Origin of the sequence: Oerskovia gallyi (assembly GCF_014836745.1) — a bacterium.
Lineage (GTDB): Bacteria > Actinomycetota > Actinomycetes > Actinomycetales > Cellulomonadaceae > Oerskovia > Oerskovia paurometabola.
Genome location: NZ_JACSQE010000012.1, coordinates 54439 through 79321, shown reverse-complemented (window position 1 = coordinate 79321; position 24883 = coordinate 54439). Strand labels below are relative to the sequence as shown.

General features: G+C 69.7%; 32 protein-coding genes. 29 read left to right on the top strand and 3 right to left on the bottom strand.

The genetic code is table 11. The features are described from left to right. The first annotated feature begins 189 nt into the window (after positions 1–189). The 20 genes from rplN (at position 190) to H9640_RS14795 (ending at position 12092) form a co-directional block, all read left to right on the top strand. Positions 190–558 (top strand): 50S ribosomal protein L14, encoded by a 369-nt coding sequence (gene rplN, locus H9640_RS14890; RefSeq protein WP_021480431.1) that lies wholly within the window; start codon positions 190–192, stop codon positions 556–558. Positions 559–560: 2 nt separating this feature from the next. Continuing rightward, entirely contained in the window at positions 561–902 is a 342-nt protein-coding gene (gene rplX, locus H9640_RS14885; RefSeq protein ID WP_191791527.1) for a 50S ribosomal protein L24, read from the top strand. After that, complete coding sequence (gene rplE / locus H9640_RS14880) at positions 902–1471, top strand: 50S ribosomal protein L5 (protein ID WP_030151929.1); 570 nt, start codon at positions 902–904, stop codon at positions 1469–1471. Before rplX ends, rplE begins: the two co-directional genes overlap by 1 nt. Position 1472: 1 nt before the next feature. Beyond that, positions 1473–1658, top strand: a complete 186-nt coding sequence (locus H9640_RS14875; protein ID WP_012867931.1) for a type Z 30S ribosomal protein S14 — start codon at positions 1473–1475, stop codon at positions 1656–1658. 76 nt (positions 1659–1734) lie between these two features. Next, complete coding sequence (rpsH, locus tag H9640_RS14870; protein WP_030151928.1) at positions 1735–2133, top strand: 30S ribosomal protein S8; 399 nt, start codon at positions 1735–1737, stop codon at positions 2131–2133. Positions 2134–2153: 20 nt separating this feature from the next. Then, positions 2154–2690, top strand: coding sequence for a 50S ribosomal protein L6 (gene rplF / locus H9640_RS14865; RefSeq protein WP_030151927.1), 537 nt, complete (start codon positions 2154–2156; stop codon positions 2688–2690). A gap of 2 nt (positions 2691–2692) precedes the next feature. After that, a complete protein-coding gene (rplR, locus tag H9640_RS14860) occupies positions 2693–3064 on the top strand; it encodes a 50S ribosomal protein L18 (protein WP_030151926.1) in 372 nt (123 codons plus the stop codon). 52 nt (positions 3065–3116) lie between these two features. Beyond that, a complete protein-coding gene (rpsE, locus tag H9640_RS14855; protein WP_191791525.1) occupies positions 3117–3773 on the top strand; it encodes a 30S ribosomal protein S5 in 657 nt (218 codons plus the stop codon). After that, complete coding sequence (rpmD, locus tag H9640_RS14850) at positions 3773–3955, top strand: 50S ribosomal protein L30 (protein ID WP_030151924.1); 183 nt, start codon at positions 3773–3775, stop codon at positions 3953–3955. Before rpsE ends, rpmD begins: the two co-directional genes overlap by 1 nt. 2 nt (positions 3956–3957) lie before the next feature. Then, positions 3958–4530 carry a 50S ribosomal protein L15 gene (rplO, locus tag H9640_RS14845; protein WP_191791523.1) on the top strand — a complete coding sequence of 191 codons (573 nt, stop codon included), beginning with the start codon at positions 3958–3960 and terminating at the stop codon, positions 4528–4530. Between the two features lie 231 nt (positions 4531–4761). Next, positions 4762–6057 (top strand): preprotein translocase subunit SecY, encoded by a 1296-nt coding sequence (gene secY, locus H9640_RS14840; protein WP_191791521.1) that lies wholly within the window; start codon positions 4762–4764, stop codon positions 6055–6057. Between the two features lie 59 nt (positions 6058–6116). Continuing rightward, positions 6117–6674 carry an adenylate kinase gene (locus H9640_RS14835; protein ID WP_191791642.1) on the top strand — a complete coding sequence of 186 codons (558 nt, stop codon included), beginning with the start codon at positions 6117–6119 and terminating at the stop codon, positions 6672–6674. Positions 6675–6697: 23 nt separating this feature from the next. Next, complete coding sequence (gene map, locus H9640_RS14830; RefSeq protein WP_191791520.1) at positions 6698–7534, top strand: type I methionyl aminopeptidase; 837 nt, start codon at positions 6698–6700, stop codon at positions 7532–7534. Between the two features lie 397 nt (positions 7535–7931). Continuing rightward, positions 7932–8153 carry a translation initiation factor IF-1 gene (gene infA, locus H9640_RS14825; RefSeq protein ID WP_012867920.1) on the top strand — a complete coding sequence of 74 codons (222 nt, stop codon included), beginning with the start codon at positions 7932–7934 and terminating at the stop codon, positions 8151–8153. Between the two features lie 85 nt (positions 8154–8238). Continuing rightward, the gene (rpmJ, locus tag H9640_RS14820; protein WP_009740505.1) at positions 8239–8352 is read left to right on the top strand and encodes a 50S ribosomal protein L36; all 114 of its coding nucleotides are present in this window, start codon (positions 8239–8241) and stop codon (positions 8350–8352) included. 213 nt (positions 8353–8565) lie between these two features. Further along, the gene (gene rpsM, locus H9640_RS14815) at positions 8566–8940 is read left to right on the top strand and encodes a 30S ribosomal protein S13 (protein WP_030151919.1); all 375 of its coding nucleotides are present in this window, start codon (positions 8566–8568) and stop codon (positions 8938–8940) included. Between the two features lie 103 nt (positions 8941–9043). Further along, positions 9044–9448 (top strand): 30S ribosomal protein S11, encoded by a 405-nt coding sequence (gene rpsK / locus H9640_RS14810; protein ID WP_030151918.1) that lies wholly within the window; start codon positions 9044–9046, stop codon positions 9446–9448. A gap of 154 nt (positions 9449–9602) precedes the next feature. Continuing rightward, positions 9603–10622, top strand: a complete 1020-nt coding sequence (locus H9640_RS14805) for a DNA-directed RNA polymerase subunit alpha (RefSeq protein ID WP_030151917.1) — start codon at positions 9603–9605, stop codon at positions 10620–10622. A gap of 56 nt (positions 10623–10678) precedes the next feature. Continuing rightward, the gene (gene rplQ, locus H9640_RS14800) at positions 10679–11224 is read left to right on the top strand and encodes a 50S ribosomal protein L17 (RefSeq protein WP_191791518.1); all 546 of its coding nucleotides are present in this window, start codon (positions 10679–10681) and stop codon (positions 11222–11224) included. A gap of 148 nt (positions 11225–11372) precedes the next feature. Then, positions 11373–12092, top strand: coding sequence for an alpha/beta fold hydrolase (locus H9640_RS14795; protein ID WP_191791516.1), 720 nt, complete (start codon positions 11373–11375; stop codon positions 12090–12092). 1 nt (position 12093) lies between these two features. Here the strand turns inward: H9640_RS14795 and H9640_RS14790 are convergent, their stop codons facing one another. Further along, positions 12094–12879 (bottom strand): ROK family protein, encoded by a 786-nt coding sequence (locus H9640_RS14790; RefSeq protein WP_191791515.1) that lies wholly within the window; start codon positions 12877–12879, stop codon positions 12094–12096. A gap of 34 nt (positions 12880–12913) precedes the next feature. Here H9640_RS14790 and truA point away from each other — a divergent pair, with 34 nt between their 5' ends. Beyond that, positions 12914–13828, top strand: a complete 915-nt coding sequence (truA, locus tag H9640_RS14785; protein WP_191791513.1) for a tRNA pseudouridine(38-40) synthase TruA — start codon at positions 12914–12916, stop codon at positions 13826–13828. A gap of 3 nt (positions 13829–13831) precedes the next feature. Here truA and H9640_RS14780 read toward each other — a convergent pair whose 3' ends face one another. Next, a complete protein-coding gene (locus tag H9640_RS14780) occupies positions 13832–14230 on the bottom strand; it encodes a DUF5709 domain-containing protein (RefSeq protein WP_191791511.1) in 399 nt (132 codons plus the stop codon). 223 nt (positions 14231–14453) lie between these two features. On the opposite strand from H9640_RS14780, the gene H9640_RS14775 reads away from it, so the two are divergent. From H9640_RS14775 to H9640_RS14745, 7 genes are all read left to right on the top strand, one after another. Beyond that, positions 14454–16169, top strand: coding sequence for an ABC-F family ATP-binding cassette domain-containing protein (locus tag H9640_RS14775; RefSeq protein ID WP_191791509.1), 1716 nt, complete (start codon positions 14454–14456; stop codon positions 16167–16169). Between the two features lie 116 nt (positions 16170–16285). Continuing rightward, the gene (trhO, locus tag H9640_RS14770) at positions 16286–17245 is read left to right on the top strand and encodes an oxygen-dependent tRNA uridine(34) hydroxylase TrhO (RefSeq protein WP_191791507.1); all 960 of its coding nucleotides are present in this window, start codon (positions 16286–16288) and stop codon (positions 17243–17245) included. Positions 17246–17511: 266 nt separating this feature from the next. Then, positions 17512–17955, top strand: a complete 444-nt coding sequence (gene rplM / locus H9640_RS14765; RefSeq protein WP_030151909.1) for a 50S ribosomal protein L13 — start codon at positions 17512–17514, stop codon at positions 17953–17955. A 46-nt stretch (positions 17956–18001) separates the two neighbouring features. Next, complete coding sequence (gene rpsI, locus H9640_RS14760; protein ID WP_138825522.1) at positions 18002–18490, top strand: 30S ribosomal protein S9; 489 nt, start codon at positions 18002–18004, stop codon at positions 18488–18490. A 153-nt stretch (positions 18491–18643) separates the two neighbouring features. After that, positions 18644–20008, top strand: a complete 1365-nt coding sequence (gene glmM / locus H9640_RS14755) for a phosphoglucosamine mutase (RefSeq protein WP_191791505.1) — start codon at positions 18644–18646, stop codon at positions 20006–20008. Continuing rightward, the gene (locus H9640_RS14750) at positions 20005–20691 is read left to right on the top strand and encodes a peptide deformylase (RefSeq protein ID WP_318243792.1); all 687 of its coding nucleotides are present in this window, start codon (positions 20005–20007) and stop codon (positions 20689–20691) included. The genes glmM and H9640_RS14750 overlap by 4 nt, the downstream gene beginning before the upstream one ends. Before the next feature lie 316 nt (positions 20692–21007). Continuing rightward, complete coding sequence (locus H9640_RS14745) at positions 21008–21763, top strand: DedA family protein (RefSeq protein ID WP_191791504.1); 756 nt, start codon at positions 21008–21010, stop codon at positions 21761–21763. A 12-nt stretch (positions 21764–21775) separates the two neighbouring features. On the opposite strand, the gene coaA is transcribed toward H9640_RS14745, so the two are convergent. Then, complete coding sequence (gene coaA, locus H9640_RS14740; protein WP_191791640.1) at positions 21776–22723, bottom strand: type I pantothenate kinase; 948 nt, start codon at positions 22721–22723, stop codon at positions 21776–21778. A 205-nt stretch (positions 22724–22928) separates the two neighbouring features. On the opposite strand from coaA, the gene glmS reads away from it, so the two are divergent. Next, positions 22929–24794 carry a glutamine--fructose-6-phosphate transaminase (isomerizing) gene (glmS, locus tag H9640_RS14735; protein WP_191791503.1) on the top strand — a complete coding sequence of 622 codons (1866 nt, stop codon included), beginning with the start codon at positions 22929–22931 and terminating at the stop codon, positions 24792–24794. Positions 24795–24883 lie beyond the last annotated feature (89 nt).

The window sequence follows — 24883 nt, the reverse complement described above, 5'->3', positions numbered from 1 at the left end:
CGCCCCCCCCCCCCCCCCCCCCCCCCCCCCCCACCGGTCTCGGCCGCACCAAGGTGCGGCAACCAGTAGACAGGGCGGCGAGACCCCGCCGCACCTGGCCGGTTCACCCGCGAGGGACCCGGCACTGACAGCTATCCGTTCGGCAAGGCTCGCTCCGCGAGAACCGGCTCGACGACAGGAGTTCACTACATGATCCAGCAGGAGTCGCGACTTCGCGTCGCCGACAACACGGGTGCCAAGGAGATTCTCTGCATCCGTGTTCTCGGCGGTTCGGGCCGTCGCTACGCCGGAATCGGCGACGTCATCGTCGCAACCGTCAAGGACGCTATCCCCGGTGGCAACGTGAAGAAGGGCGACGTCGTCAAGGCGGTCGTCGTACGCACCGCCAAGGAGCGCCGTCGTCCGGACGGTTCCTACATCAAGTTTGACGAGAACGCGGCCGTGATCCTCAAGAACGACGGCGAGCCCCGTGGTACGCGCATCTTCGGTCCCGTGGGCCGCGAGCTGCGTGACAAGCGGTTCATGAAGATCATCTCGCTGGCTCCGGAGGTGCTCTGAACATGGCGAAGATCAAGAAGGGCGACCTGGTGGTCGTCATCTCTGGCAAGGACCGCACCCAGCAGGGTCGCGTGCTCGAGGTCCTCACGGACTCCGACCGCGTGATCGTCGAGGGCATCAACCGCGTCACGAAGCACACCAAGGTGGGTCAGTCCCAGCGTGGGACGCGTACCGGTGGCATCGAGGTCGTCGAGGCGCCGATCCACGTGAGCAACGTGATGGTCGTCGACCCGGAGACCAAGAAGGGCACCCGCGTCGGGTACCGCACCGAAGAGGTCGAGCGTGACGGCCGTACGCGCAAGGTTCGCGTGCGCGTCGCCAAGCGTTCCGGTAAGGACATCTGATGAGCACTGAACTGCAAGCCCCTGAGATCGCGCGTCTCAAGCAGCGCTACCGCGACGAGATCGTCGCCGGCCTCCTCGAGGAGTTCGGCCACGAGAACGTCAACCAGGTTGCACGACTGACGAAGATCGTCGTCAACATGGGTGTCGGCGACGCGGCCAAGGACTCGAAGCTCATCGAGGGTGCCATCCGCGACCTCTCGGCCATCACCGGCCAGAAGCCGCAGGTCACCAAGGCCCGCAAGTCCATCGCTCAGTTCAAGCTGCGTGAGGGCATGCCGATCGGCGCGCACGTCACGCTGCGCGGCGACCGCATGTGGGAGTTCCTCGACCGCCTGCTGTCCATCGCTCTGCCCCGTATCCGCGACTTCCGCGGACTCTCGGCCAAGCAGTTCGACGGCCACGGCAACTACACCTTCGGTCTCACGGAGCAGTCGATGTTCCACGAGATCGACCAGGACAAGATCGATCGCGTCCGCGGTATGGACATCACGATCGTGACGACGGCGACGACCGACGACGAGGGCCGCTCCCTGCTGCGCCGTCTCGGCTTCCCCTTCAAGGAGAACTGACATGGCGAAGAAGGCCCTGGTCAACAAGGCAGCCGCAAAGCCTAAGTTCGCGGTCCGCGCCTACACTCGCTGCCAGAAGTGCGGTCGCCCGCACTCCGTGTACCGCAAGTTCGGCCTGTGCCGTATCTGCGTCCGCGAGATGGCACACCGTGGCGAGCTTCCCGGCGTCACCAAGAGCAGCTGGTAACAACTACGTCGCAGGTCTGGCACGGTTCCCCTCGGGGAGCCGGCCAGATACCCCGGCGAGGAAGGGCTGAAGCCCAATGACGATGACCGACCCGATCGCAGACATGCTGACCCGTCTGCGTAACGCGAACTCGGCTTACCACGAGACGGTTCAGATGCCGTTCTCGAAGCTGAAGTCGCACATTGCTGAAATCCTGCAGGCCGAGGGCTACATCTCCGGCTGGACCGTCGAGGACGCGCCCGTGGGCAAGTACCTCACGATCCAGCTGAAGTTCGGCCCGAACCGTGAGCGCTCCCTTGCCGGTGTGCGCCGCGTGTCGAAGCCCGGTCTGCGTGTGTACGCGAAGTCGACCAACCTGCCCAAGGTTCTCGGTGGCCTCGGCGTGGCGATCCTGTCCACGTCCTCCGGCCTCCTGACCGACCGTCAGGCAGCCAAGAAGGGCGTGGGCGGAGAAGTCCTCGCCTACGTCTGGTAATCGGAAAGGAGAGATACGCCATGTCTCGTATCGGCAAGATCCCCGTTCCGGTTCCCGCCGGAGTGGATGTCACGATCAGCGGCGCGCTGGTGACGGTCAAGGGCCCGAAGGGGTCCCTGGAGCACACCATCCCCGCCCCCATCGAGGTCTCCCAGGACGCTGACACCCTCGTGGTGACGCGCCCGAACGACGAGCGTGCATCGCGCGCTCTGCACGGCCTGACCCGCACCCTTCTCGCGAACCTGGTGACCGGTGTCACCCAGGGCTACGAGAAGAAGCTCGAGATCGTCGGTACCGGTTACCGCGTGACCGCGAAGGGCACTGACCTGGAGTTCGCTCTCGGTTTCAGTCACCCCGTCGTGATCTCCGCACCGGCCGGCATCACCTTCGCTGTCGAGTCCCCGACCAAGTTCTCGGTCTCGGGCATCGACAAGCAGCAGGTCGGCGAGGTCGCTGCGAACATCCGCAAGATCCGCAAGCCCGAGCCGTACAAGGGCAAGGGTGTGCGTTACGCCGGCGAGGTCGTCCGCCGCAAGGTCGGAAAGGCTGGTAAGTAACGATGGCTCTCAAGGTTCTCGGCAAGGGCAAGGCAGTTTCGCGCAAGCGTCGCCACCTCCGCCTGCGCAAGAAGATCGCCGGCACGGCCGCGCGTCCCCGCCTCGTCGTGACGCGTTCTGCGCGCCACATCACGGCGCAGATCGTGGACGACACGATCGGCCAGACCGTTGCTTCCGCATCGACCATCGAGGGCGACCTGCGGTCGTTCGACGGCGACAAGAGCGCGAAGGCCCGCAAGGTCGGCGAGCTCGTCGCCGAGCGTGCCAAGGCCGCTGGTGTCGACTCGGTCGTCTTCGACCGCGGTGGCAACAAGTACCACGGCCGGGTGGCTGCAGTCGCCGACGGGGCCCGCGAAGGCGGTCTGTCCCTGTGATGATGGCCGAAACCACCACCGTGTACACGGTACGGAAGCAAAGGATTCTCTGATGGCTGCAGGGCAGCGCAGCAACACCGGCGCCCCTACGGGTGCCGCCAACGAGTCGACCGACCGCAACTCCGGAGGCCGCGGCGGCGATCGTCGCGACGGTCGCCGTGGTGACGGTCGCCGTGGTGACGCCGCCGAGAAGAACGCCTTCGTCGAGCGCGTCGTCACCATCAACCGCGTGTCCAAGGTCGTCAAGGGTGGCCGCCGCTTCAGCTTCACCGCGCTCGTCGTGGTGGGCGATGGCGACGGAACCGTCGGCGTCGGCTACGGCAAGGCGAAGGAAGTCCCCGCGGCGATCGCCAAGGGTGTCGAGGAGGCCAAGAAGAACTTCTTCAAGGTTCCCCGCATCCAGGGCACCATCCCTCACCCCATCCAGGGTGAGGCAGCCGCCGGTGTCGTCTTCCTGCGTCCGGCAGCCCCGGGTACCGGTGTCATCGCCGGTGGTCCGGTGCGCGCCGTGCTGGAGTGCGCGGGCATCCACGACGTCCTGAGCAAGTCGCTCGGTTCGTCCAACGCGATCAACATCGTGCACGCGACGGTCGAGGCACTGCGCAACCTGGAGCAGCCTGAGGCTGTTGCAGCGCGTCGTGGCCTGCCGCTCGAGGCCGTGGCTCCGGCCGCGCTCCTTCGTGCACGCGCAGCTGGGGTAGGTGCGTGATGGCTCGACTCAAGGTGACCCAGACGAAGTCCGCCATCGGCGGCAAGCAGAATCAGCGCGACACGCTGCGCACTCTGGGCCTCAAGCGGATCGGCGACACCGCCGTGAAGGAGGACCGCCCGGAGATCCGCGGCATGGTCGCAACGGTGGCGCACCTCGTCGCCGTTGAGGAGGTCGAGTGATCATGGCTGAGAAGGCCAAGAAGGAGACCGCGGTCGAGGCTTCGACCGACGCTCCGAAGAAGAAGGCTCCTGCCAAGAAGGCTGCTGCGACCGAGGCCCCCAAGGTCGAGGCGCAGCAGACCGTCGGCGCTGGTGGCACCCTCAAGGTCCACCACCTCCGTCCCGCCCCCGGCGCCAAGAAGGCCAAGACCCGCGTGGGTCGTGGTGAGGCGTCGAAGGGTAAGACGGCCGGCCGTGGTACCAAGGGCCAGAAGGCCCGTTACCAGGTGCCGGAGCGCTTCGAAGGTGGACAGATGCCGCTGCACATGCGTCTGCCCAAGCTTCGTGGCTTCAAGAACCCGTTCCGCACGGAGTACCAGGTCGTGAACCTGGACAAGCTCTCCGCGCTGTACCCCGAGGGTGGCTCCGTCACCGTCGAGGACCTCGTCGCCAAGGGAGCCGTCCGCAAGGGCGAGCTCGTCAAGGTGCTCGGCACGGGTGAGGTCACCGTCAAGCTCGAGGTCGCGGTCGACGCGTTCTCGGCTTCCGCCAAGGACAAGATCCTTGCGGCCGGTGGCTCCGTCTCGGAGGACTGACACGTAGGACAGGGCCGATAGCGCGATGCGCTGTCGGCCCTGTCTGCGTCTGGGGGTGGCTGCCGGTGCCGCCGCTGCTCGGGGGAACGTAGAATCATCGCCGGTTGTCTCAATTTGCCGTCCATCGCGGCGCAGCGGCTAAGGTGCCCCATGGCGTCCCGTGCCGGGTGCGTCACATCTCGCCGACCAACCGGCGACACGACATCCCGCCTCGGCGGGCCAGGAGGATAGGTGCTCAGCGCATTCGCCCGGGCTTTCCGGACACCTGACCTGCGGCGCAAGCTGCTGTTCACGATCGCGATCATGGCGATCTTCCGTGTGGGCTCGTTCATCCCGACCCCTGGTGTGGACTACGCCAACGTCCAGCAGTGCATCGACACCCAGGGCCAGAACAACCTCCTGGGCATGGTGAACCTGTTCAGCGGTGGCGCCCTGCTCCAGCTCTCGATCTTCGCGCTCGGCATCATGCCGTACATCACCGCGAGCATCATCGTGCAGCTGCTCCGCGTGGTCATCCCTCACTTCGAGGCGCTGCACAAGGAGGGCCAGTCCGGCACCGCGAAGCTCACGCAGTACACGCGCTACCTGACGATCGCCCTCGCCATCCTGCAGTCCACGACCGTCATCACGACGGCCCGCAGCGGCCTGCTCTTCCCTGGCTGCCCCGTCCCCGTGATCCCCGACAACAGCTTCCTGACGTCGGCGATCATGGTGATCACCATGACCGCGGGTACCGGCCTCATCATGTGGCTCGGCGAGCTCATCTCCGAGCGCGGTGTCGGCAACGGCATGTCGCTCCTCATCTTCACGTCGATCGCCGCCAGCTTCCCGGTCGCTCTGTGGTCCATCGCGGGCGGTTCGAACGGTGCGATCAACTTCACGATCATGATCGCGGTCATCGTCCTGGTCATCGGCCTGGTGGTCTTCGTCGAGCAGTCCCAGCGCCGTGTGCCGGTCCAGTACGCGAAGCGCATGGTCGGACGCAAGATGTACGGCGGCTCGAGCACCTACATCCCGATCAAGATCAACATGTCCGGCGTCATCCCGGTCATCTTCGCGTCGTCGCTGCTCGCGGTCCCCGGCCTCATCGCCCAGTTCGGCGACACGACGGCAGGGTGGGTCCAGTGGGTCACGAAGTACCTCGCGGACCCGGCCTCGCCGATCCACATCTCGATCTACGTGGTGCTCATCGTCTTCTTCTGCTTCTTCTACACGGCCATCACGTTCAACCCGGACGAGGTCGCGGACAACATGAAGAAGTACGGCGGCTTCATCCCGGGCATCCGGGCCGGTCGCCCCACGGCCGAGTACCTCGACTACGTCATCACCCGCATCACCTCGGCGGGTGCCATCTACCTCGCGCTCGTTGCGCTGATCCCGACGCTCGTCCTGGTCCTGCTGGGGGTGAGCACCAACATCCCGTTCGGTGGTAGCTCGATCCTCATCGTGGTGGGCGTCGGCCTCGAGACGGTCAAGCAGATCGACTCGCAGCTGCAGCAGCGTCACTACGAAGGGTTCCTCCGTTGACCTCAGAGTTGACCTCCGACGCTCCGCGCTCCAGCACGGGCTCCGCTCGCCTGATCATCATGGGTCCCCAGGGCGCCGGCAAGGGCACCCAGGCGGCTCGTCTGGCGGAGCACTACGGCATCCCGGCGATCTCCACGGGCGACATCTTCCGTGCGAACATCAAGGGCGGCACCGAGCTGGGCAAGCTGGTGCAGGAGTACACGGCCAAGGGCGAGCTCGTCCCTGACTCGGTGACGAACGACATGGTCCGTGACCGCCTCGCGCAGGACGACGTCGCGCGCGGCTTCATCCTCGACGGCTACCCGCGCAACGCGGCCCAGGTCGTCGAGCTCGACGGGATCCTCGCAGACCTCGGCGTCGAGCTGGACGCGGTCCTCGAGCTCACCGCGGACCGTGACGAGCTCCTCGCCCGCCTGCGCAAGCGCGCGGAGATCGAGGGGCGCGAGGACGACACCGAGGAGGCGATCGCCCGCCGTCTCGACATCTACGCCGAGCAGACCGCTCCGCTCACGTCCGCCTACGCCGAGCGGGGCCTGCTGGCCCAGGTCGACGGCATCGGTGAGATCGACGACGTGACCGCGCGTCTCGTCGAGGCGCTCGCGCCTCTCGTCGGCTGACCCGGGGACGGTAGGAACGCGAAGTGTTCGGTCGCGAGAAGATCGAGTACAAGACGGTCGACCAGGTGCGCACGATGCGCCGGGCGGGGCTGGTGGTCGCTGACGCGCTCGCCACGGTCCGCTCGGCGGTGCGTCCGGGCATGACGACCGCGGACCTGGACGCGCTGGCCGCGGCCGTGATCGGTGACGCCGGCGCGACGCCGTCGTTCCTCGGCTACCACGGCTACCCGGCGACGCTGTGCGTGTCCGTGAACGACGAGGTCGTGCACGGCATCCCGGGGACGCGCGAGCTGCTCCCGGGCGACGTGGTGTCGGTGGACTGTGGTGCGATCGTCGACGGATGGCACGGGGACTCCGCGTTCTCGTTCGTCCTGCCCGACGCAGACCCGGCGGACGTCGCGCTCGTCGAGGCGACCGAGCGGGCGCTCTGGGCCGGTATCGCCGCCCTGGCGACCGGGGAGCGCCTGGGGGACGTCGGCAACGCGGTCGAGGACTCGATCGAGTCGTCGGCAGCGGCGGACGGCGTCCCGTACGGGATCATCGAGGAGTACGTGGGGCACGGCATCGGGACGTCGATGCACCAGCCGCCGGACGTCCTGAACTACCGCACGCGCGAGCGTGGGCCACGGCTCAAGCCGGGCATGTGCCTGGCGATCGAGCCCATGGTGACCCGTGGCGAGCGGTTCACGCAGGTGCTCGAGGACGACTGGACGGTCGTGACCGACGACGGTGCGCGTGCCGCGCACTGGGAGCACAGCGTCGCGATCCTCGAGGACGGCATCTGGGTCCTGACGGCCCCGGACGGCGGCGCAGCAAAGCTCGCCGAGCTCGGCGTGACGGTCGCCCCCCTCGACGTCTGAGCCCCGCCCTCGGCGACCGGCCCGTTCCTTGCCCCATCAGGCAGGGGACGGGCCGTCGACGTGCCGGGGGAGCGGTAGCACGGCCGTCGGGCCCTCAGGCCCCGTTCAGGAGGGGCCTGGCGCGTCGTGCGGGCTCCCGCGCGGCCCCCGCAGATCTCCTCACGTCCGCGCAGCGAGGGCCGACGAGGTCGTCTGGCGTCCACGTGTCCGGCAGCACAGTGGCTCCGGTTCCTTCTCCTGGATCAATGCCGTAGGATAGTCCGCTGGGTGTAGTCCGCGTTCCCTGTTCGAGTTCAACCGACCGGGCAGCAGGGCGGAATGCACACGACGTCCACTCACCGGTCCTCGTAGAGCACGGGTGCGTGGGAAGCAGTTCGGACGAGAGTTAGCGGAGGATATGGCAAAGAAGGACGGTGTCATCGAGATCGAGGGCAGCGTGGTCGAGGCCCTGCCGAACGCGATGTTCCGCGTGGAGCTGGCCAACGGGCACAAGGTTCTGGCTCACATCTCGGGCAAGATGCGACAGCACTACATCCGGATCCTCCCCGAGGACCGAGTGGTGGTGGAGCTGAGCCCGTACGACCTGTCCCGTGGCCGGATCGTCTACCGCTACAAGTAGTCGTCAAGAATCCACCACTCGAAACAACTGCTGCCGCAGGCCTGGGTTCGCCCGCGCGTGCGTGCGGCGGCGGAGGAACAGACTGATGAAGGTCAAGCCCAGCGTCAAGAAGATCTGCGACAAGTGCAAGGTGATCCGCCGGCACGGTCGCGTCATGGTGATCTGCGAGAACCTGCGCCACAAGCAGCGCCAGGGCTGAGTCCCCGGCGCTCCGGCGCACGGTGATCCAGGTCCGCGAGAGCGGACCGATCGCCGGCACCCTCGGGTGCCAACCAGCGCACCACCACGAACCTCACGGTCGGGCCGCACAGGCCCACTGAGGGGAACCCCCGGCTCGGAGGCCGGGGCCCGCAGCTCCGCGGGAAGATGGTGCGGTAGACCTCCGAACGAAGTAACAGGAGCCGGAAGGCACATGGCACGTCTTGTCGGCGTCGACCTCCCCCGCGAGAAGCGGCTCGAGATCGCGCTCACCTACATCTACGGCGTCGGCCGTACCCGCGCCCAGCAGACGCTGGCCGCCACCGGGATCTCCCCGGACGTTCGCGTGAAGGACCTCGGTGACACCGAGCTCGTCGCGCTGCGTGACTACCTCGAGGGCAACTACAAGCTCGAGGGTGACCTCCGCCGTGAGGTGGCTGCTGACATTCGCCGCAAGGTCGAGATCGGCTGCTACGAGGGCCTGCGTCACCGCCGTGGCCTGCCCGTCCGCGGGCAGCGCACCAAGACCAATGCGCGTACCCGCAAGGGACCCAAGCGCACCGTGGCCGGCAAGAAGAAGGCCCGCTAAGCAGTAGTCCGTGGAACGCGTGCAGCACGCCTGAGCCTCGAGCTCACCCGCGCGGCGCACGCCGACCCGGTCCGAACACCTCAGACCAGGAGAAGATCCAGAAATGCCTCCCAAGACTCGCGCCACCGCGGCCCGCAAGCCGCGCCGCAAGGACAAGAAGAACGTCCCCCACGGCCAGGCGCACATCAAGAGCACGTTCAACAACACGATCGTGTCGATCACCGACCCGACCGGTGCCGTCATCGCCTGGGCCTCGGCCGGGCACGTCGGCTTCAAGGGCTCGCGCAAGTCGACCCCGTTCGCCGCGCAGCTCGCTGCTGAGTCCGCGGCCCGCCGCGCCCAGGAGCACGGCGTCAAGAAGGTCGACGTCTTCGTCAAGGGCCCCGGCTCCGGCCGTGAGACCGCGATCCGTTCGCTCACCGCGACGGGCCTCGAGGTCGGCTCGATCCAGGACGTCACGCCTCAGGCTCACAACGGCTGCCGCCCCCCGAAGCGTCGCCGCGTCTGATCCTCTGCTCCGCTCGTCGTCGCGTCGCCCCCGGTCCTGCCGGCCGGCGCGACGACGGGCGCAGCACCCTGGACGGGTGGACAGAGTCCCGTCCAGGAGCACGCGTTGCCCGTGATGCGTCATATAGCGGACGCACACCGAAAGGAACACACCAGTGCTGATCGCACAGCGCCCCACCCTGACCGAAGAGGTCATCTCGGAGAACCGTTCGCGCTTCTCCATCGAGCCGCTCGAGCCTGGCTTCGGCTACACCCTCGGCAACTCGCTTCGTCGCACCCTGCTCTCGTCCATCCCGGGCGCTGCAGTGACCTCGATCCGCATCGACGGTGTCCTCCACGAGTTCACCACCGTTGCCGGTGTCAAGGAAGACGTCACCGAGATCATCCTCAACATCAAGAACCTCGTGGTCTCCTCGGAGAACGACGAGCCGGTCGTGATGTACCTGCGCAAGCAGGGTGCTGGCGCGGTCACCGCCGCGGACATCGTCCCGCCGGCGGGTGTGGAGGTCCACAACCCGGACCTGCACATCGCCACCCTCAACGACAAGGGCAAGCTCGAGATCGAGCTGACGGTCGAGCGTGGACGTGGCTACGTCTCCGCGAACCAGAACAAGTCCTTCGACGCCGAGATCGGCCGTGTTCCCGTCGACTCGATCTACTCGCCGGTCCTCAAGGTCACGTACAAGGTCGAGGCGACCCGTGTCGAGCAGCGCACCGACTTCGACAAGCTGATCGTCGACGTCGAGACGAAGCAGGCGATCTCCCCGCGCGACGCGCTGGCCTCGGCCGGCAAGACGCTCGTCGAGCTCTTCGGCCTCGCCCGTGAGCTGAACGTCGAGGCCGAGGGCATCGAGATCGGCCCGTCCCCGACGGACGCCGCGCTCGCTGCGGACCTCGCGCTCCCTATCGAGGAGCTCAACCTCACGATCCGCTCGTACAACTGCCTCAAGCGCGAGGGCATCCACCAGGTCGGCGAGCTCGTCGCTCGCAGCGAGGCAGACCTGCTGGACATCCGGAACTTCGGCGCGAAGTCCATCAACGAGGTCAAGGAGAAGCTCGCCGAGCTCGGCCTGAACCTCAAGGACTCGCCGCTGGACTTCGACCCCTCCACGGCGGACTACTACGAGGCCGACGAGGACGAGGCGACGTTCTCCGACGGGCAGCAGCAGTTCTGACCTTCCGTGCTCGCGGCGCGGCCGCACGCACGATCCACTTCTAAGGAGCAAGATCAATGCCTACCCCCACCAAGGGTCCGCGGCTCGGCGGTGGCCCGGCTCACGAGCGTCTCATCCTCGCGAACCTGTCCACGCAGCTCTTCGAGCACGGCCGCATCACGACCACCGAGACCAAGGCCAAGCGCCTGCGCCCGGTGGCCGAGCGCCTCATCACGTTCGCGAAGCGCGGTGACCTGGCGGCTCGTCGTCGCGTCATGACCGTCGTCCGCGACAAGTCCGTCGTGCACACGCTGTTCACCGAGATCGCCCCGCAGATGGCGGAGCGCAACGGTGGCTACACGCGCATCACGAAGGTCGGGAACCGCAAGGGCGACAACGCCCCCATGGCGGTCATCGAGCTCGTGACCGAGCCCGTCAGCCCCAAGCAGGCCGTCGTCCGCGAGGCCGAGAAGGCTGCAAAGAAGGCCAGCAAGCCCAAGGCTGCCAAGGTCGAGGACGCCCCGGTCGAGGACGCCAAGATCGAGGACGCTCCCGTCGTCGAGGACGCTCCCGTCGTGGAGGACGCCCCCGTCGAGGACGCCAAGGACTCGAAGGAGAAGTGATCCCGCCCCGGCTCAGCCGGACGGGTATCTTCTGAAGGGCCCGGCACCATCTGGTGCCGGGCCCTTCGCCGTACCCGCCGGCGGGTACCCGACGGCCGAGCGCCCGTCGTGCGGGTGCGCGAGCCGTCGGGCCCCTAGATTGGTCCGTATGGGTCTGCCGGTGCTGTTCGTCCATGGTTCGCGTACGTCCCGCACGATGTGGCGGGCGCAGCTCGAGGCCATGGATCGTGCCGGCATCGTGGCCTCGGCCGTGGACCTGCCCGGGCACGGCGAGCGGACGGACGAGGTGTTCACGCTCGACGGTGCGGTGGCGACCGTCGCCGGGGCTGTGGACGGCCTGGGAGGCCGCGCGCTCGTCGTCGGGCTCTCGCTCGGCGGGTACGTGGGGATCGAGCACCGTGCGCGGTTCCCCGGGCAGGTCGTGGGGCTCGTCGCTGCGAGCTGTTGCACCGTGCCGGCGTCGCGCCTGCGCGTCGCCTGGCGCGTCGCTGCGGACCGGATCGAGAGGCTGCCCGACAACGGTGCCGCGCTCAACCAGGCGCTCGTGCGCAGGACGCTCCCTGCGGCGGGTATCGAGGACATCGGGGCGGGTGGGTTCGCGCTGACGACCATGACGGCGATCCTGGACGAGGTGGGACGCACGGTGCCCTTGTCCGCGCTGTCGGCGACGGACTCGCCCGTGTGGTTCGTCAACGGGCGGTGGGACCACTTCCGGTTCGGGGAGCGCGCGTACGTCGCGGCGGCACGCTCGGGTGGCGCGCGGGCCGAGCTCGTCGTGATCCCGGGTGCCAAGCACCTCGTGAGCCTCGACCGTCCTGTCGCGTTCAACCGGGCGGTCCTCGCGGCGCACCGCGAGCTCGACCGGTAGGTCAGGCGAGCGGCAGGTCCCAGGCCCTTGCCCCGCCCACGAGGGCCGCCGAGTTGGGCACGATCACGACGTCGTCGCCGAGGCGTTCGAGCGCGGACGGCGTGATCTGGCGCGAGTTGCCTCCGCCCAGGTAGAGCCGGTCCCACCAGAACACGGGCCGCAGCCCCTCGACGAGCGCGACCACGCGCCGTGACCACAGGCCGTTCCCGAGGCGCCGCCGCTCGACCTCGCCGACGTACTCGTCGTACGTCGTGCCGCGCCGGACGGGCGCGTGCGACCACTCGAGGTGTGGTGCGAGGCGTCCGCCGTGGAACAGTGCCGAGCCCAGCCCGGTCCCGAGCGTGAGCACGAGCTCGAGTCCTGACGCGGCGACGACCCCCGCCCCGTGGACCTCGGCGTCGTTGAGGACGAGCGCGGGCATCCGGAGGCGTTCGCCCACGGCCGCCTGGACGTCGAAGCTGGCCCACTGCTCGGCCAGCGCCGGGTCGATCCTGCTGCGCGGCCCCGAGCGCGTGATGTAGTGCGGGGTGTGCACGACGACGCCGCGGCGGATCATGCCGGGCATGCCGACCGTGACCCGGTCCGCGGGCGGCAGGCGGTCGGCGATCTGCGCGACGACGTCGACCAGGAGCGACGGGGGCAGGGGGTACGGCGTCGGGACCCGGACGGGGGTCGCGTGCGCGGTCCCGGCGGCGTCGAGCACGTTGGCCTTGATTCCGCCGCCGCCGCAGTCCACCGCGAGGGTGCGCAGCTCGGGGGAGTCGGGGCCGGAGGAGCGTTCGGGCATGTCAGCACAGTAACGGGCGCTAGCGTAGGTGCACGTGACGAACGAGCAGCCGGTCCGCGTCCGCCTGGACCTCGCCTACCAGGGCACGGCCTTCGCCGGGTGGGCACGTCAGCCCGGCCTGCGGACGGTCGAAGGGGCCCTCGAGGAGGGGCTCGGACGAATCCTGCGGGGCGAACCGCCGCGCCTGACCGTCGCGGGCCGGACCGACGCGGGGGTCCACGCGCGCGGGCAGGTCGCGCACGTCGACCTGCCGCGGGCTGCGTGGGACGCGATGCCGGGCCGCTCGGACCGCACCCCTGGTGACGCGCTCGTCGCGCGCCTCGGAGGGGTGCTTCCCGGCGACGTCGTGGTCCACCGGGCGGCGCCTGCGCCTGAGGGGTTCGACGCGCGATTCTCGGCGCTGTTCCGCAGCTACACGTTCCGCATCGTCGACGACCCCGCCCTGCGCGACCCCCTGCGCCGCGAGTGGGTCCTGTGGAACCGCAAGCCGCTCGACGCGGACGCGATGCACGAGGCGCTCCAGCCGCTGCTCGGTGTCCGGGACTTCGCGGCGTTCTGCAAGCCGCGGCCCGGCGCGACCACGATCCGCGAGCTGCAGCACCTGTCCTGGGAGCGGGCGACCGGCGGGCCCGACGCGGGGCTCGTCGTCGCGCACGTCCGTGCGGACGCGTTCTGCCACAACATGGTCCGTGCGCTGGTCGGGGCGTCGGTCGCCGTGGGGGAGGGGCGTCGTCCCGTCTCGTGGCCGGCCGAGGTCCTGGCGGCGAGGCGCAGGGACGCGGGCGCCGGCGTCGTCCCGCCGCACGGCCTGGTGCTCGAGGAGGTCACCTACCCGCCCGACGACGAGCTCGCGGCCCGGGCCGAGCGCGTCCGTGCGGTGCGCATGGACGAGGACGTGTGGGACGCGGGTGCGCCCCCGCACGCGGCCGGGACGTCCCCGACGCCGTAGCCCCTACGGCTCCTCGACGATGTGGATCGCGGCCTCTTCGGCGCTCGCCGCCGCACCGTCGATCCCGGCGTCGTCGGCGTAGGTGTCGTTGACGCGGCCGTCGAGCGCGTCGGGGTCCGCCACGAGGCGCCCCGAGCGTGTCGTGTCAGGCCGGTCGAGCGGGTCGGTCTCCCAGTCCTCGGGCTCCTCGTCGGCGAGGCGCTGGTCGAGCGACTCGCCGTCCTCCTCGAGCCGTTCGGGGTGCGCGTAGGTCAGGGGCGCACGCTCGGGCGGGGCGTATCCCTCGTCGAGCACGTCGTCGACGCCGCGGTCGACCAGGGTGTCGTCGCGCTGGAGCTGGTCGGAGTCGCCCTCGGTGCCGAGGGCGGGGTCTGTCCGGGTGGCAGGTGTGTCGTCGCTCATCCCTCCACACTGTCACCGCGGAGGCGTTCTCGCAGCCCGCGTGGGACTCCGCGTGCCCGTGACGGCCGGGCGCGCTGCCCGACGGCGGAGCGCCCCCGGGGGCGACGGTGCGCTCGGCAGGCGGTCACCCTGGGCAGGCGTGGACGTCACCGTCGGCGGTCAGGTACGTCACCGTCGGCGAAAGGAATCGTCAACGAGGGCATCGGGCAGGGAGGATGTGCCCGTGGGTCACATCGACATCAGCGACATCAGCTACTTCCTGCCCGACGGGCGCCCCCTCCTCGCCGGGGCGACCCTGCGCGTCGCGGACGGGGCCAAGGTCGCCCTCGTCGGGCCCAACGGCGCCGGCAAGACGACGCTCCTGCGCATCGTCGCGGGCGACCTCTCCCCGCACGGGGGCACGGTGGGACGCAGCGGCGGGCTCGGCGTGATGCGCCAGTTCGTGGGCCGCATCGACGACGAGCGCACGGTCCGTGACCTGCTCGTCGACCTCGCGCAGCCCTCGATCCGCGACGCCGCGCGCGAGCTCGCGGCGGCCGAGCTGGACATCATGACGGTCGACGACACCCCGTCCCAGATGCGCTACGCGCAGGCGCTCGCCGACTGGGCCGACGCGCGCGGGTACGAGGCCGAGGCCGAGTGGGACAAGGTCACGGACGAGGTGCTGTCGATCCCGTTCGAGCAGGCCCAGTTCCGCGAGGTCCGCACGCTGTCCGGCGGCGAGCAGAAGCGTCTCGTCCTCACGGCACTGTTCCGCGGCCCCGAGGAGGTGCTGCTCCTCGACGAGCCCGACAACTACCTCGACGTGCCCACCAAGCGGTGGCTCGAGGAGAAGCTCGCGGCCTCGCCCAAGACCGTGCTCTTCATCAGCCACGACCGCGAGCTCCTGGCCCGGACCGCGACCCAGGTCGCGACCGTCGAGCCCACGGCGGCCGGCGGCACGATCTGGGTCCACGGCGGTGGCTTCGGGACGTATGCCGAGGCCCGGGCCGACCGTCGCAGCCGCCTCGAGGAGCTCCTGCGCCGCTGGGAGGAGGAGCACGCCAAGCTCAAGGACCTCGTCAACACCCTCAAGAACAAGGCCGCCTTCAACGACGGGCTCGCGAGCCGGTACCAGGCCGCCCAGACGCGCCTGCGCAAGTTCGAGGAGGCCGGCCCGCCGCAGGTCCTGGCGCACGAGCAGAACGTCAAGGTCCGCCTCACGGGCGGGCGCACGGCCAAGCGGGCAGTGACGTGCGAGCAGCTCGAGCTCACGGGGCTCATGGCGCCGTTCGACCTCGAGGTCTTCTTCGGCGAGCGCGTCGCGATCCTGGGGTCCAACGGTTCGGGCAAGTCGCACTTCATGCGCCTGCTCGCTCGCGGTGGGTCGGACCCGGACGTCGAGCACCGCCCGGTCCTCGACGGTGCCGGGGACGCGTCGGGCTCGGGTGACGGCGCGATCGTCCCGCCCGTGGCCCACACCGGCCGTGCCGTGCTGGGCTCACGGGTGCGCCCGGGGTGGTTCGCGCAGAACCACGCCCACCCCGAGTTCGAGGGCCGCACCCTCCTCGAGATCCTGCACCGCGGCGACGGCGCCCGTGACGGCATGGGCCGCGAGCCCGCGAGCAAGGCGCTCGACCGCTACGAGCTCGTCGGTCAGGCCGAGCAGCGTTTCGAGACGCTGTCGGGTGGGCAGCAGGCGCGCTTCCAGATCCTGCTGCTCGAGCTCGGGGGAGCGACCCTGCTGCTGCTCGACGAGCCCACCGACAACCTCGACCTGCACTCGGCCGAGGCGCTCGAGTCGGGCCTCGCGGCGTTCGAGGGCACGGTGCTGGCCGTCACGCACGACCGATGGTTCGCGCGCGGCTTCGACCGGTTCGTGGTGTTCGGCTCCGACGGGCGCGTCGTCGAGACTCCTGAACCGGTCTGGGACGTCGAGCGGGTCAAGCGCCAGCGGTGACCGGCAGGTGCCGGACCCGGCGGCGTGCGGTGAGCGTGCGGTGAGGAAGGCCACACGTACGGCGGCGGGCCGGTAGCACGACCTGCACGCCGCCGTCGGGCTCCTAAAATGGAGCAATGGCCGTCCCCAAGATCATCCTCTTCTACGCCTTCACACCGCTCGCCGACCCGCGCGCGGTGCAGCTGTGGCAACGCTCCCTGGGGGAGCAGTGGGGACTGACGGGACGCGTCATCGTCTCCGAGCACGGCATCAACGCGACGCTGGGCGGGACGGTCGAGAACCTCAAGCAGTACGTCAAGACCACCAAGCAGTACCCGGGCTTCGCCGGGATCGACGTCAAGTGGTCGGACGGCACGGGCCGCGACTTCCCGCGCCTGTCGGTCAAGGTACGACCCGAGCTCGTGAGCTTCGGCGCGGTCGACGAGCTCACCGTCGACCAGGACGGCGTGGTCGACGGCGGGGCTCGCCTCGACCCCGAGGCGCTGCACGAGCTCGTGGCCGAGCGTGGCGAGGACGTCGTGTTCTTCGACGGCCGCAACGCGTTCGAGGCCGCGATCGGCAAGTTCCGTGGTGCGGTCGTACCCGACGTCGAGACGACCCGCGACTTCGTGGCCGAGCTCGACTCGGGCGCGTACGACGACCTCAAGGGCCGCCCCGTCGTGACCTACTGCACGGGCGGCGTGCGCTGCGAGGTCCTGTCCTCGCTCATGCTCGCGCGCGGCTTCGAGGAGGTCTACCAGCTCGACGGCGGGATCGTGCGCTACGGCGAGACGTTCGGCGACCAGGGGCTGTGGGAGGGGTCGCTCTACGTGTTCGACGAGCGCATGCACGTCGAGTTCGGGACCGAGACCGTCCCGCTCGGCGCGTGCAGCGAGTGCGGCGGCCCGACGGCCAAGTACGAGAACTGCGTCGACCCGGGCTGCCAGACGCTGCGCCTGTTCTGCGCCGACTGCGCGGGCGTCGCGCGCACGCTCCAGTGCGACGCGTGTGCCGACCTGCGCCCCGGCGCGTATCCTCGTCCTCGGGAAGGCGCGACCACCGGCCTCTCCCACGACCACCACCGGGCAACCGCCTGAACCGGCGCTCTGGCGCCCGTGCGTGCGCCGTCGGGCACGCTGCTCACCGAGGGGCCTCACCGCCCTCGGTGTGACGCAGCATGTTTTGACCCTGCACGGGCCGTCCAGGTAGTCTGTTGAGTCGTTGTGCTTCCCCTTCGGTATCTCGTCACTTGTGCGCCCACTCGCTCCGTGACCTGGACAGCAGTCAACCGAAGGCCAAACGACTTGTCGGACGCAGGCTCCTGCGCCGAAGACACCGAAGACACGAAACGAAGGCTACGACCGTGCGTACGTACACCCCGAAGCCCGGCGACGTCCAGCGTGACTGGTACGTCATCGACGCGACCGACGTCGTCCTGGGCCGTCTCGCCACCCACGTGGCGACCCTGCTCCGTGGCAAGCACAAGGCCACCTTTGCTCCGCACGTCGACGGCGGTGACTTCGTCATCGTCATCAACGCCGGCAAGGTCGCCCTGACCGGCAACAAGCGCGAGCAGAAGCTTGCCTACACCCACTCCGGTTACCCGGGTGGTCTTCGGGCGGTCGCGTACAGCGACCTGCTGGAGAAGCACCCCGAGCGTGCTGTGGAGAAGGCCGTCCGCGGCATGATCCCCAAGACCTCGCTCGGCCGCGCCCAGTTCGGCAAGCTCAAGGTCTACGCAGGCTCTGAGCACCCGCACGCCGCGCAGCAGCCGAAGACTTTCGAGATCACCCAGGTCGCGCAGTAGGCTCCGCCTGCTCGTAGACGAGAACTTAGGACGCGAGGACACACCAGTGGCCGAGACCACCGTCGACATCGACGTGCTGGACGAAGAGACTCCCAGCAACTACACCTCTGAGAGCGCAGCCCCCACGGGCCGTGGCCAGAGCATCACCGCCCCCGCGCAGGCCCTGGGCCGTCGCAAGGAGGCCATCGCCCGCGTGCGCCTGGTGCCCGGCACCGGCCAGTGGAAGATCAACGGCCGCACCCTCGAGGGGTACTTCCCCAACAAGGTGCACCAGCAGCTCGTGAACTCCCCGCTGAAGCTGGTCGACGTCGAGGGTCGCTTCGACGTCATCGCCCGCATCAACGGTGGTGGCACGTCCGGCCAGGCCGGCGCCCTGCGTCTCGGCATCGCCCGTGCGCTCAACGAGATCGACGCCGAGCACAACCGCCCGGCACTCAAGAAGGCCGGCTTCCTGACTCGCGACGCACGCGTCGTCGAGCGCAAGAAGGCCGGGCTCAAGAAGGCCCGTAAGGCTCCGCAGTACTCCAAGCGCTGATCCAGCGCTTGCGCACGACGGCCCCGGTGGACACAGTCCACCGGGGCCGTCGTCTTTTGTCAGGGATGCTGACGAGCGACCGGACCGGTCGGCTCGCGGCGGGGGCGGGGCAGGCCCTGGTGCCTGTACCGTCCCGTTGAGGGAGGAAAACTCATGGGACGACTGTTCGGCACCGACGGCGTGCGGGGGCTGGCGAACAGGGACGTCACGGCCGAGCTCGCGCTCGGCCTGGGCGTGGCTGCCGCGAACGTGCTGGGACGCACCGGACAACCCGACGGGCACCGTCCGCGTGCCGTGATCGGGCGAGACCCGCGTGCCTCGGGCGAGTTCCTGGGCGCGGCGGTGACCGCGGGCCTCGCGAGCGCCGGGGTCAACGTGCTCGACGTCGGCGTCCTGCCGACCCCGGCCGTCGCGTTCCTCACGAGCACGCTCGACGTGGACTTCGGCGTGATGATCTCGGCCTCGCACAACCCGATGGCCGACAACGGCATCAAGTTCCTGGCCCGCGGCGGCATCAAGCTCGAGGACTCGCTCGAGGACGAGATGGAGCGCCAGCTCCACGCCGAGTGGGACCGCCCGCTCGGCGCCGAGGTCGGCCGCGTGCGCCGAGACACCGGGAGCGCCGGTGCCGACTACGTCGAGCACCTCATCGCGAGCATCGGGGCGACCGGGGACGCGCTCCCGCTCTCCGGCCTGCGGATCGCGGTCGACTGCGCGAACGGCGCCGCGAGCGACGTCGGACCTGCCGCGCTGCGTGCCGCGGGCGCCGACGTCGTCGTGATGAACGCGAGCCCCGACGGGCGCAACATCAACGAGAAGTGCGGGTCCAACCACCCCGAGCAGCTCCAGGCCGTCGTCGTGGCGTCAGAGGCGGACTTCGGTGTCGCGTTCGACGGCGACGCGGACCGCTGCATCGCGGTCGACCACCGCGGCGTCCTCGTGGACGGGGACCAGATCATGGGCGTGCTCGCGCTCGCCGAGAAGGACAAGGGCCGCCTCGCCGACGACACGCTCGTCGTGACCGTCATGAGCAACCTCGGCCTGATCCTCGCGATGCGCGAGGCCGGGATCCGCACGGTCCAGACCGGGGTCGGCGACCGCTACGTGCTCGAGGAGATGCGTGCCAAGGGGTACACGCTCGGTGGCGAGCAGTCGGGCCACATCATCCTGTCCCAGTTCGCCACGACGGGCGACGGCGTGCTGACCGCGCTCCAGCTCGCTGCGCGCATCCAGGAGTCCGGCGCCAAGCTGGCCGACCTCGCGGGCGCCGTGCCCAAGCTGCCCCAGACGCTGCTCAACGTGCGCGGCGTGGACAAGGCGCGGACCGCGACCGACGAGGTGCTCCAGGAGGCCGTCGCGGCCGCCGAGGAGCGTCTCGGCGAGACCGGGCGCGTGGTCCTGCGCTCCTCGGGCACCGAGCCGCTCGTGCGGGTCATGGTCGAGGCAGCGACGCAGGCCACCGCGGACGCTGTCGCCGAGTCCCTCGCGGGCGTCGTCCGGGACCGGCTGGCCCTGTGACGGGTCGACCTGCCGCCCCCGGGCCGGGAGGCGGGTTCGCCGGTCCCGTCGACGAGTCGTTGAGGGACCAGGTCGCGGCGCACCTCGCACGGTACGACGACGGCGTGCTGCCCATCGTGCAGGCCGGGCACCCCGTCCTTCGCCGTCCCGCCCTGGCGTACACCGGGCAGCTTGGGGACCTCTTCCCCCGGCTGGTCGAGGCGATGCGCACGACGATGCACGCGGCCCCGGGCGTCGGGCTCGCCGCCCCGCAGGTCGGGCTAGGGCTCGCGGTCGCCGTGGTCCAGGACGCGGGCGTCACCGACCCCGAGGACGCGGACCTCCGGGAGCGGTACCCCGTGCCGTTCCGGGTGCTCGTCAACCCGTCCTACACCGCGGCGGACGACGAACGGCGGTCCTTCTTCGAAGGCTGCCTGAGCGTCAGCGGGTGGCAGGCCGTCGTCGCGCGGCACCGGTCCGTACGCCTGACCGGGCAGGACGAGCACGGTGCGCCCGTGGACGAGGTCCTGACGGGATGGCCCGCGCGGATCGTCCAGCACGAGACCGACCACCTGCGGGGCGAGCTCTACCTCGACCACGCGGAGCTGCGGTCGCTCTCCTCGAACGACAACATGATGCGGTACTGGGGTGGCACCCCGGACCCCACCGAGGCGTCCGAGGTGCTGGGCTTCCGGCTGCCCTGACGTCGCGGGGACCGGAGCACCGAACGCGCGCCCGGAGCACGGAACACATCGTCCGGAGGACGTCACAGCATCCCTGCGGGGGACCTCCCTAGGGGTGGATCTCCCTCCGGAGGATGACGTGACCGGCCTGACGATCCGGCAGAATCGTCCTCGGAAGGTGGGGGTCGACATCAGGGCAGACTGGGGGGTTTCCCCGATGGTGTCGGGCCTCCGTATCCGTAGGCTGGTCACAGGCGTCGACACGATGCCTGTGACCAGCCGGTGACCAGCCGGTGACCAGCCTGGTCCGCCCCGCCGACCGACGAACAGAGGACCCGTGATCGAGGCCGTTTCGACCTTCCTGGAGAACCTGGAGATCTGGGTCCTCGCGCTCGCGGCGTCCGCATGGATCTACCCCGCCCTGTACGCCTTCGCGACGATCGACGGCTTCTTCCCGCCGATCCCCAGCGAGTCGGTCGTCATCACGCTCGCCGTCGCGGCCAGCGCCTCGGGAAACCCGAACCTCGTGCTCGTCCTGGTCATCGCTGCCTCAGGAGCCTGGACGGGCGACCAGATCGCCTACTCGTTGGGCCGCGGGATCGGGACCGAGCGCATCCGCTTCCTGCGGACCGTGCGCGGCCGCAAGGCGGTCGCGTGGGCCGACCAGGCGCTCAAGGCGCGCGGCGCAGCCTTCATCCTGGCGGCCCGCTACGTCCCGATCGGCCGGGTCGCGGTCAACATGACCGCAGGCGCCGTGGGATACCCCCGCCGCCGCTTCATGGCCTACTCCGGCCTGGCCGCCGTCACCTGGGCCCTCTACTCGGTGCTCATCGGGCTCGTGGCAGCGCAGTGGCTCGGGCACCAGCCGCTGCTCGCCATGGTCATCGGCGTCGTCATGGGTGTGCTGTCCGGCGTGATCGTCGACCGCGTCATGAACGCCATGGCACGCAGGCGCCGGGCCCGGGAGGCCGCTCGGCAAGCCGTCCAGGACGCAGCCGGCGCCACCCCGATCCACGGCGAGCCGACCGACCCGACCACCGCGACGTCGTCGGGCGTGGAGGGCGACCCGAGCGTGGTCCGTCGCGCCTCCTGACCTCCGGCGCGCTCAGACCTTGCGCAGGCGGGCGCGCTGGACCGAGTGGTCCGAGCCCTTCGTCAGCACGAGAGTCGCGCGCCCCCGCGTCGGCAGGATGTTCTCCTCCAGGTTCGGCGCGTTGATCGAGTCCCAGATCGACTTGGCCTTCTCGACGGCCTCCTCGTCCGTGAGGGTCGCGTAGCGCTTGAAGTAGGACTCGGGGCGCGCGAACGCCGTCCGGCGCAGCGACAGGAACCGGTCCACGTACCACTGGCGGATGTTGCGCGTGCGCGCGTCGACGTAGATCGAGAAGTCGAAGAAGTCGCTCACCGCGACCGCCTGGTCGTCGGACGGTCCCGGACGGGCCGGCTGGAGGACGTTGAGGCCCTCCACGATGAGGACGTCCGGTCGGCGGACGACGGTCTCGGCCCCCGGGACGATGTCGTAGGTCAGGTGGTCGTACACGGGGCTGCGGACCTCGGGCACTCCCGCCTTGACGCGAGACAGGAACCGGATCAGGGCGCGCCGGTCGTACGACTCGGGGAACCCCTTGCGCTCCATGAGCCCGCGGCGTGCGAGCTCGGCGTTCGGGTAGAGGAATCCGTCCGTCGTGATGAGCTCGACCCGGGGGGTCTCCGGCCAGCGGGCGAGCATCTCGCGCAGGATGCGCGACGTCGTCGACTTGCCGACGGCGACCGACCCCGCGACCCCGATCACGTACGGCGTGCGGGTCGAGCTCTCGCGCAGGAACGTCGAGGTGGCCTCGTGCAGGCCGCTCGTCGCCGTCACGTAGAGGTTGAGCAGCCGCGAGATGGGGCGGTAGATCGCGTCGACCTCCGCCAGGTCGATCGGGTCGCCCAGGCCGCGGAGCTTGACGACGTCGGCGTCCGTCAGCGGCAGCGGCGTCGACTCGGAGAGCCTGCTCCACGCTGAACGGTCCAGATCGACGTACGGGGACGCCGTCGAGAGGTCGGGCAGGCGCCTGGACCCGGGCGAGGCGTCCTGATCGGTCGCGGGAGCGCCCTCGAGCGGAGGGACGGGCAGGTCGGAGGAAGGAACCACTCGGACGATTCTGCCGGACGTCGGGCCGCACCGTGAACACGAACAGGCCGGACCGCTAACAAAGAACCGCAAGATGTCGCGGCTGCGAAGCCTCCAGGACGTCCGGCTAGACTCCGAAACCATGTGTGGAATCGTGGGTTACGCAGGCCCTCCTGAAGCGTCGGGGCGACCCCTCGACGTCGTCCTCGAAGGACTCGGCAGGCTCGAGTACCGCGGCTACGACTCGGCCGGGGTCGCGCTCGTCGCGCCCGACCAGACGGACGTCGCGACGGCCAAGAAGTCCGGAAAGCTCGTCAAGCTCGTCGACGAGCTCCAGGCGCACCCGCTGCCCGCGGCCTCCGCGGCGATCGGGCACACCCGCTGGGCGACGCACGGCGCCCCAAACGACACCAACGCGCACCCCCACCTCGCCGACGACGGCCGCCTCGCCGTGATCCACAACGGGATCATCGAAAACTACAGCGGACTTCGCGAGTCCCTGCTCGCCGACGGCGCCACGTTCCTCTCCGAGACCGACACCGAGGTCGCCGCCCAGCTCCTCGCCCGTGCCTACCGCCGCACGGGGGACCTGACCGAGGCCATGGCCTACGTCGCCCGCCAGCTCGAAGGAACGTTCACCCTGCTCGCCGTCCACGCGGACGCCCCGACCACCGTCGTCGGCGCCCGGCACGACTCGCCGCTCGTCGTCGGGCTCGGGGACGGAGAGAACTTCCTCGGCTCCGACGTCGCCGCGTTCATCGCGTCCACCAAGGAAGCGCTCGAGCTCGGCCAGGACCAGATCGTCACCATCACCCCGGACAGCGTCGAGGTCGTCGACTTCCACGGCAAGCCCGCCGAGGCCACGCGCTTCACGGTCGACTGGGACGCCGCAGCCGCCGAGAAGGGTGGCTTCACGTCCTTCATGGACAAGGAGATCCACGACCAGCCGCACGCCGTGGGCGACACCCTGCTCGGGCGCACCGACGCCGAGGGCCGCCTCGTCCTCGACGACCTGCGGATCGACGAGGCCGTGCTGCGGACCGTCGACAAGATCATCGTCGTCGCGTGCGGCACGGCCGCCTACTCGGGGCACGTCGCGAAGTACGCGATCGAGCACTGGTGCCGCATCCCCGTCGAGGTCGAGCTCGCCCACGAGTTCCGCTACCGCGACCCGATCGTCAACGAGAAGACGCTCGTCGTCGCCGTCACGCAGTCCGGCGAGACCATGGACACGCTCATGGCCGTGCGCCACGCGCGCGAGCAGGGCGCCAAGGTCATCTCGATCGTCAACACGCACGGGTCGACCATCCCGCGCGAGTCCGACGCCGTCCTGTACACGCACGCCGGGCCCGAGATCGCCGTCGCCTCGACCAAGGCGTTCCTGTCGCAGATCACCGCGGCCTACCTCCTGGGCCTCTACCTCGCGCAGCTGCGCGGCAACAAGTTCCCCGACGAGATCCGCGAGATCCTCGACGACCTGCGCGAGATGCCCCGCAAGATCCAGACCGTCATCGAGCGCGGCGAGTACGTCAGCGCCGTGGCGCGCTCCATGAAGGACGCGACGTCGGTCCTCTTCCTGGGGCGTCACGTCGGGTTCCCCGTCGCGCTCGAGGGCGCGCTCAAGCTCAAGGAGCTCGCGTACATCCATGCCGAGGGCTTCGCCGCGGGCGAGCTCAAGCACGGTCCCATCGCGCTCATCGACGAGGGGCAGCCGGTGTTCGTCGTCGTGCCCTCGCCGCGCGGGCGCGACTCGCTGCACTCCAAGGTCGTCTCCAACATCCAGGAGATCCGGGCGCGCGGCGCGCGGACCCTCGTGATCGCCGAGGACGGCGACGACGCGGTGCTGCCGTACGCCGACGAGATCTTCTGGATCCCGCAGTCGCCCACCCTCATGTCGCCGCTGCTCGCGGTCGTCCCGCTGCAGATCTTCGCCATGGCCCTCGCCACGGCCAAGGGGCTCGACGTCGACCAGCCACGCAACCTCGCGAAGTCGGTCACGGTCGAGTAGACGGCCGTCCCGCTCTCCGACGGAAGCCCGCCGTGCCCGCGCCCGGCGGGCTTCCGGCGTCCGAGGCCGGGCCCTCGCGGCCCTCGGCA

Bases quoted from the DNA above. Each gene is read 5' to 3' on its own strand.
- rplN (WP_021480431.1), top strand. From the start codon at position 190: ATGATCCAGCAGGAGTCGCGACTTCGCGTCGCCGACAACACGGGTGCC.
- rplX (WP_191791527.1), top strand. From the start codon at position 561: ATGGCGAAGATCAAGAAGGGCGACCTGGTGGTCGTCATCTCTGGCAAG.
- rplE (WP_030151929.1), top strand. From the start codon at position 902: ATGAGCACTGAACTGCAAGCCCCTGAGATCGCGCGTCTCAAGCAGCGC.
- H9640_RS14875 (WP_012867931.1), top strand. From the start codon at position 1,473: ATGGCGAAGAAGGCCCTGGTCAACAAGGCAGCCGCAAAGCCTAAGTTC.
- rpsH (WP_030151928.1), top strand. From the start codon at position 1,735: ATGACGATGACCGACCCGATCGCAGACATGCTGACCCGTCTGCGTAAC.
- rplF (WP_030151927.1), top strand. From the start codon at position 2,154: ATGTCTCGTATCGGCAAGATCCCCGTTCCGGTTCCCGCCGGAGTGGAT.
- rplR (WP_030151926.1), top strand. From the start codon at position 2,693: ATGGCTCTCAAGGTTCTCGGCAAGGGCAAGGCAGTTTCGCGCAAGCGT.
- rpsE (WP_191791525.1), top strand. From the start codon at position 3,117: ATGGCTGCAGGGCAGCGCAGCAACACCGGCGCCCCTACGGGTGCCGCC.
- rpmD (WP_030151924.1), top strand. From the start codon at position 3,773: ATGGCTCGACTCAAGGTGACCCAGACGAAGTCCGCCATCGGCGGCAAG.
- rplO (WP_191791523.1), top strand. From the start codon at position 3,958: ATGGCTGAGAAGGCCAAGAAGGAGACCGCGGTCGAGGCTTCGACCGAC.
- H9640_RS14835 (WP_191791642.1), top strand. From the start codon at position 6,117: ATGGGTCCCCAGGGCGCCGGCAAGGGCACCCAGGCGGCTCGTCTGGCG.
- infA (WP_012867920.1), top strand. From the start codon at position 7,932: ATGGCAAAGAAGGACGGTGTCATCGAGATCGAGGGCAGCGTGGTCGAG.
- rpmJ (WP_009740505.1), top strand. From the start codon at position 8,239: ATGAAGGTCAAGCCCAGCGTCAAGAAGATCTGCGACAAGTGCAAGGTG.
- rpsM (WP_030151919.1), top strand. From the start codon at position 8,566: ATGGCACGTCTTGTCGGCGTCGACCTCCCCCGCGAGAAGCGGCTCGAG.
- rpsK (WP_030151918.1), top strand. From the start codon at position 9,044: ATGCCTCCCAAGACTCGCGCCACCGCGGCCCGCAAGCCGCGCCGCAAG.
- rplQ (WP_191791518.1), top strand. From the start codon at position 10,679: ATGCCTACCCCCACCAAGGGTCCGCGGCTCGGCGGTGGCCCGGCTCAC.
- H9640_RS14795 (WP_191791516.1), top strand. From the start codon at position 11,373: ATGGGTCTGCCGGTGCTGTTCGTCCATGGTTCGCGTACGTCCCGCACG.
- H9640_RS14790 (WP_191791515.1), bottom strand. From the start codon at position 12,879: ATGCCCGAACGCTCCTCCGGCCCCGACTCCCCCGAGCTGCGCACCCTC.
- H9640_RS14780 (WP_191791511.1), bottom strand. From the start codon at position 14,230: ATGAGCGACGACACACCTGCCACCCGGACAGACCCCGCCCTCGGCACC.
- trhO (WP_191791507.1), top strand. From the start codon at position 16,286: ATGGCCGTCCCCAAGATCATCCTCTTCTACGCCTTCACACCGCTCGCC.
- glmM (WP_191791505.1), top strand. From the start codon at position 18,644: ATGGGACGACTGTTCGGCACCGACGGCGTGCGGGGGCTGGCGAACAGG.
- glmS (WP_191791503.1), top strand. From the start codon at position 22,929: ATGTGTGGAATCGTGGGTTACGCAGGCCCTCCTGAAGCGTCGGGGCGA.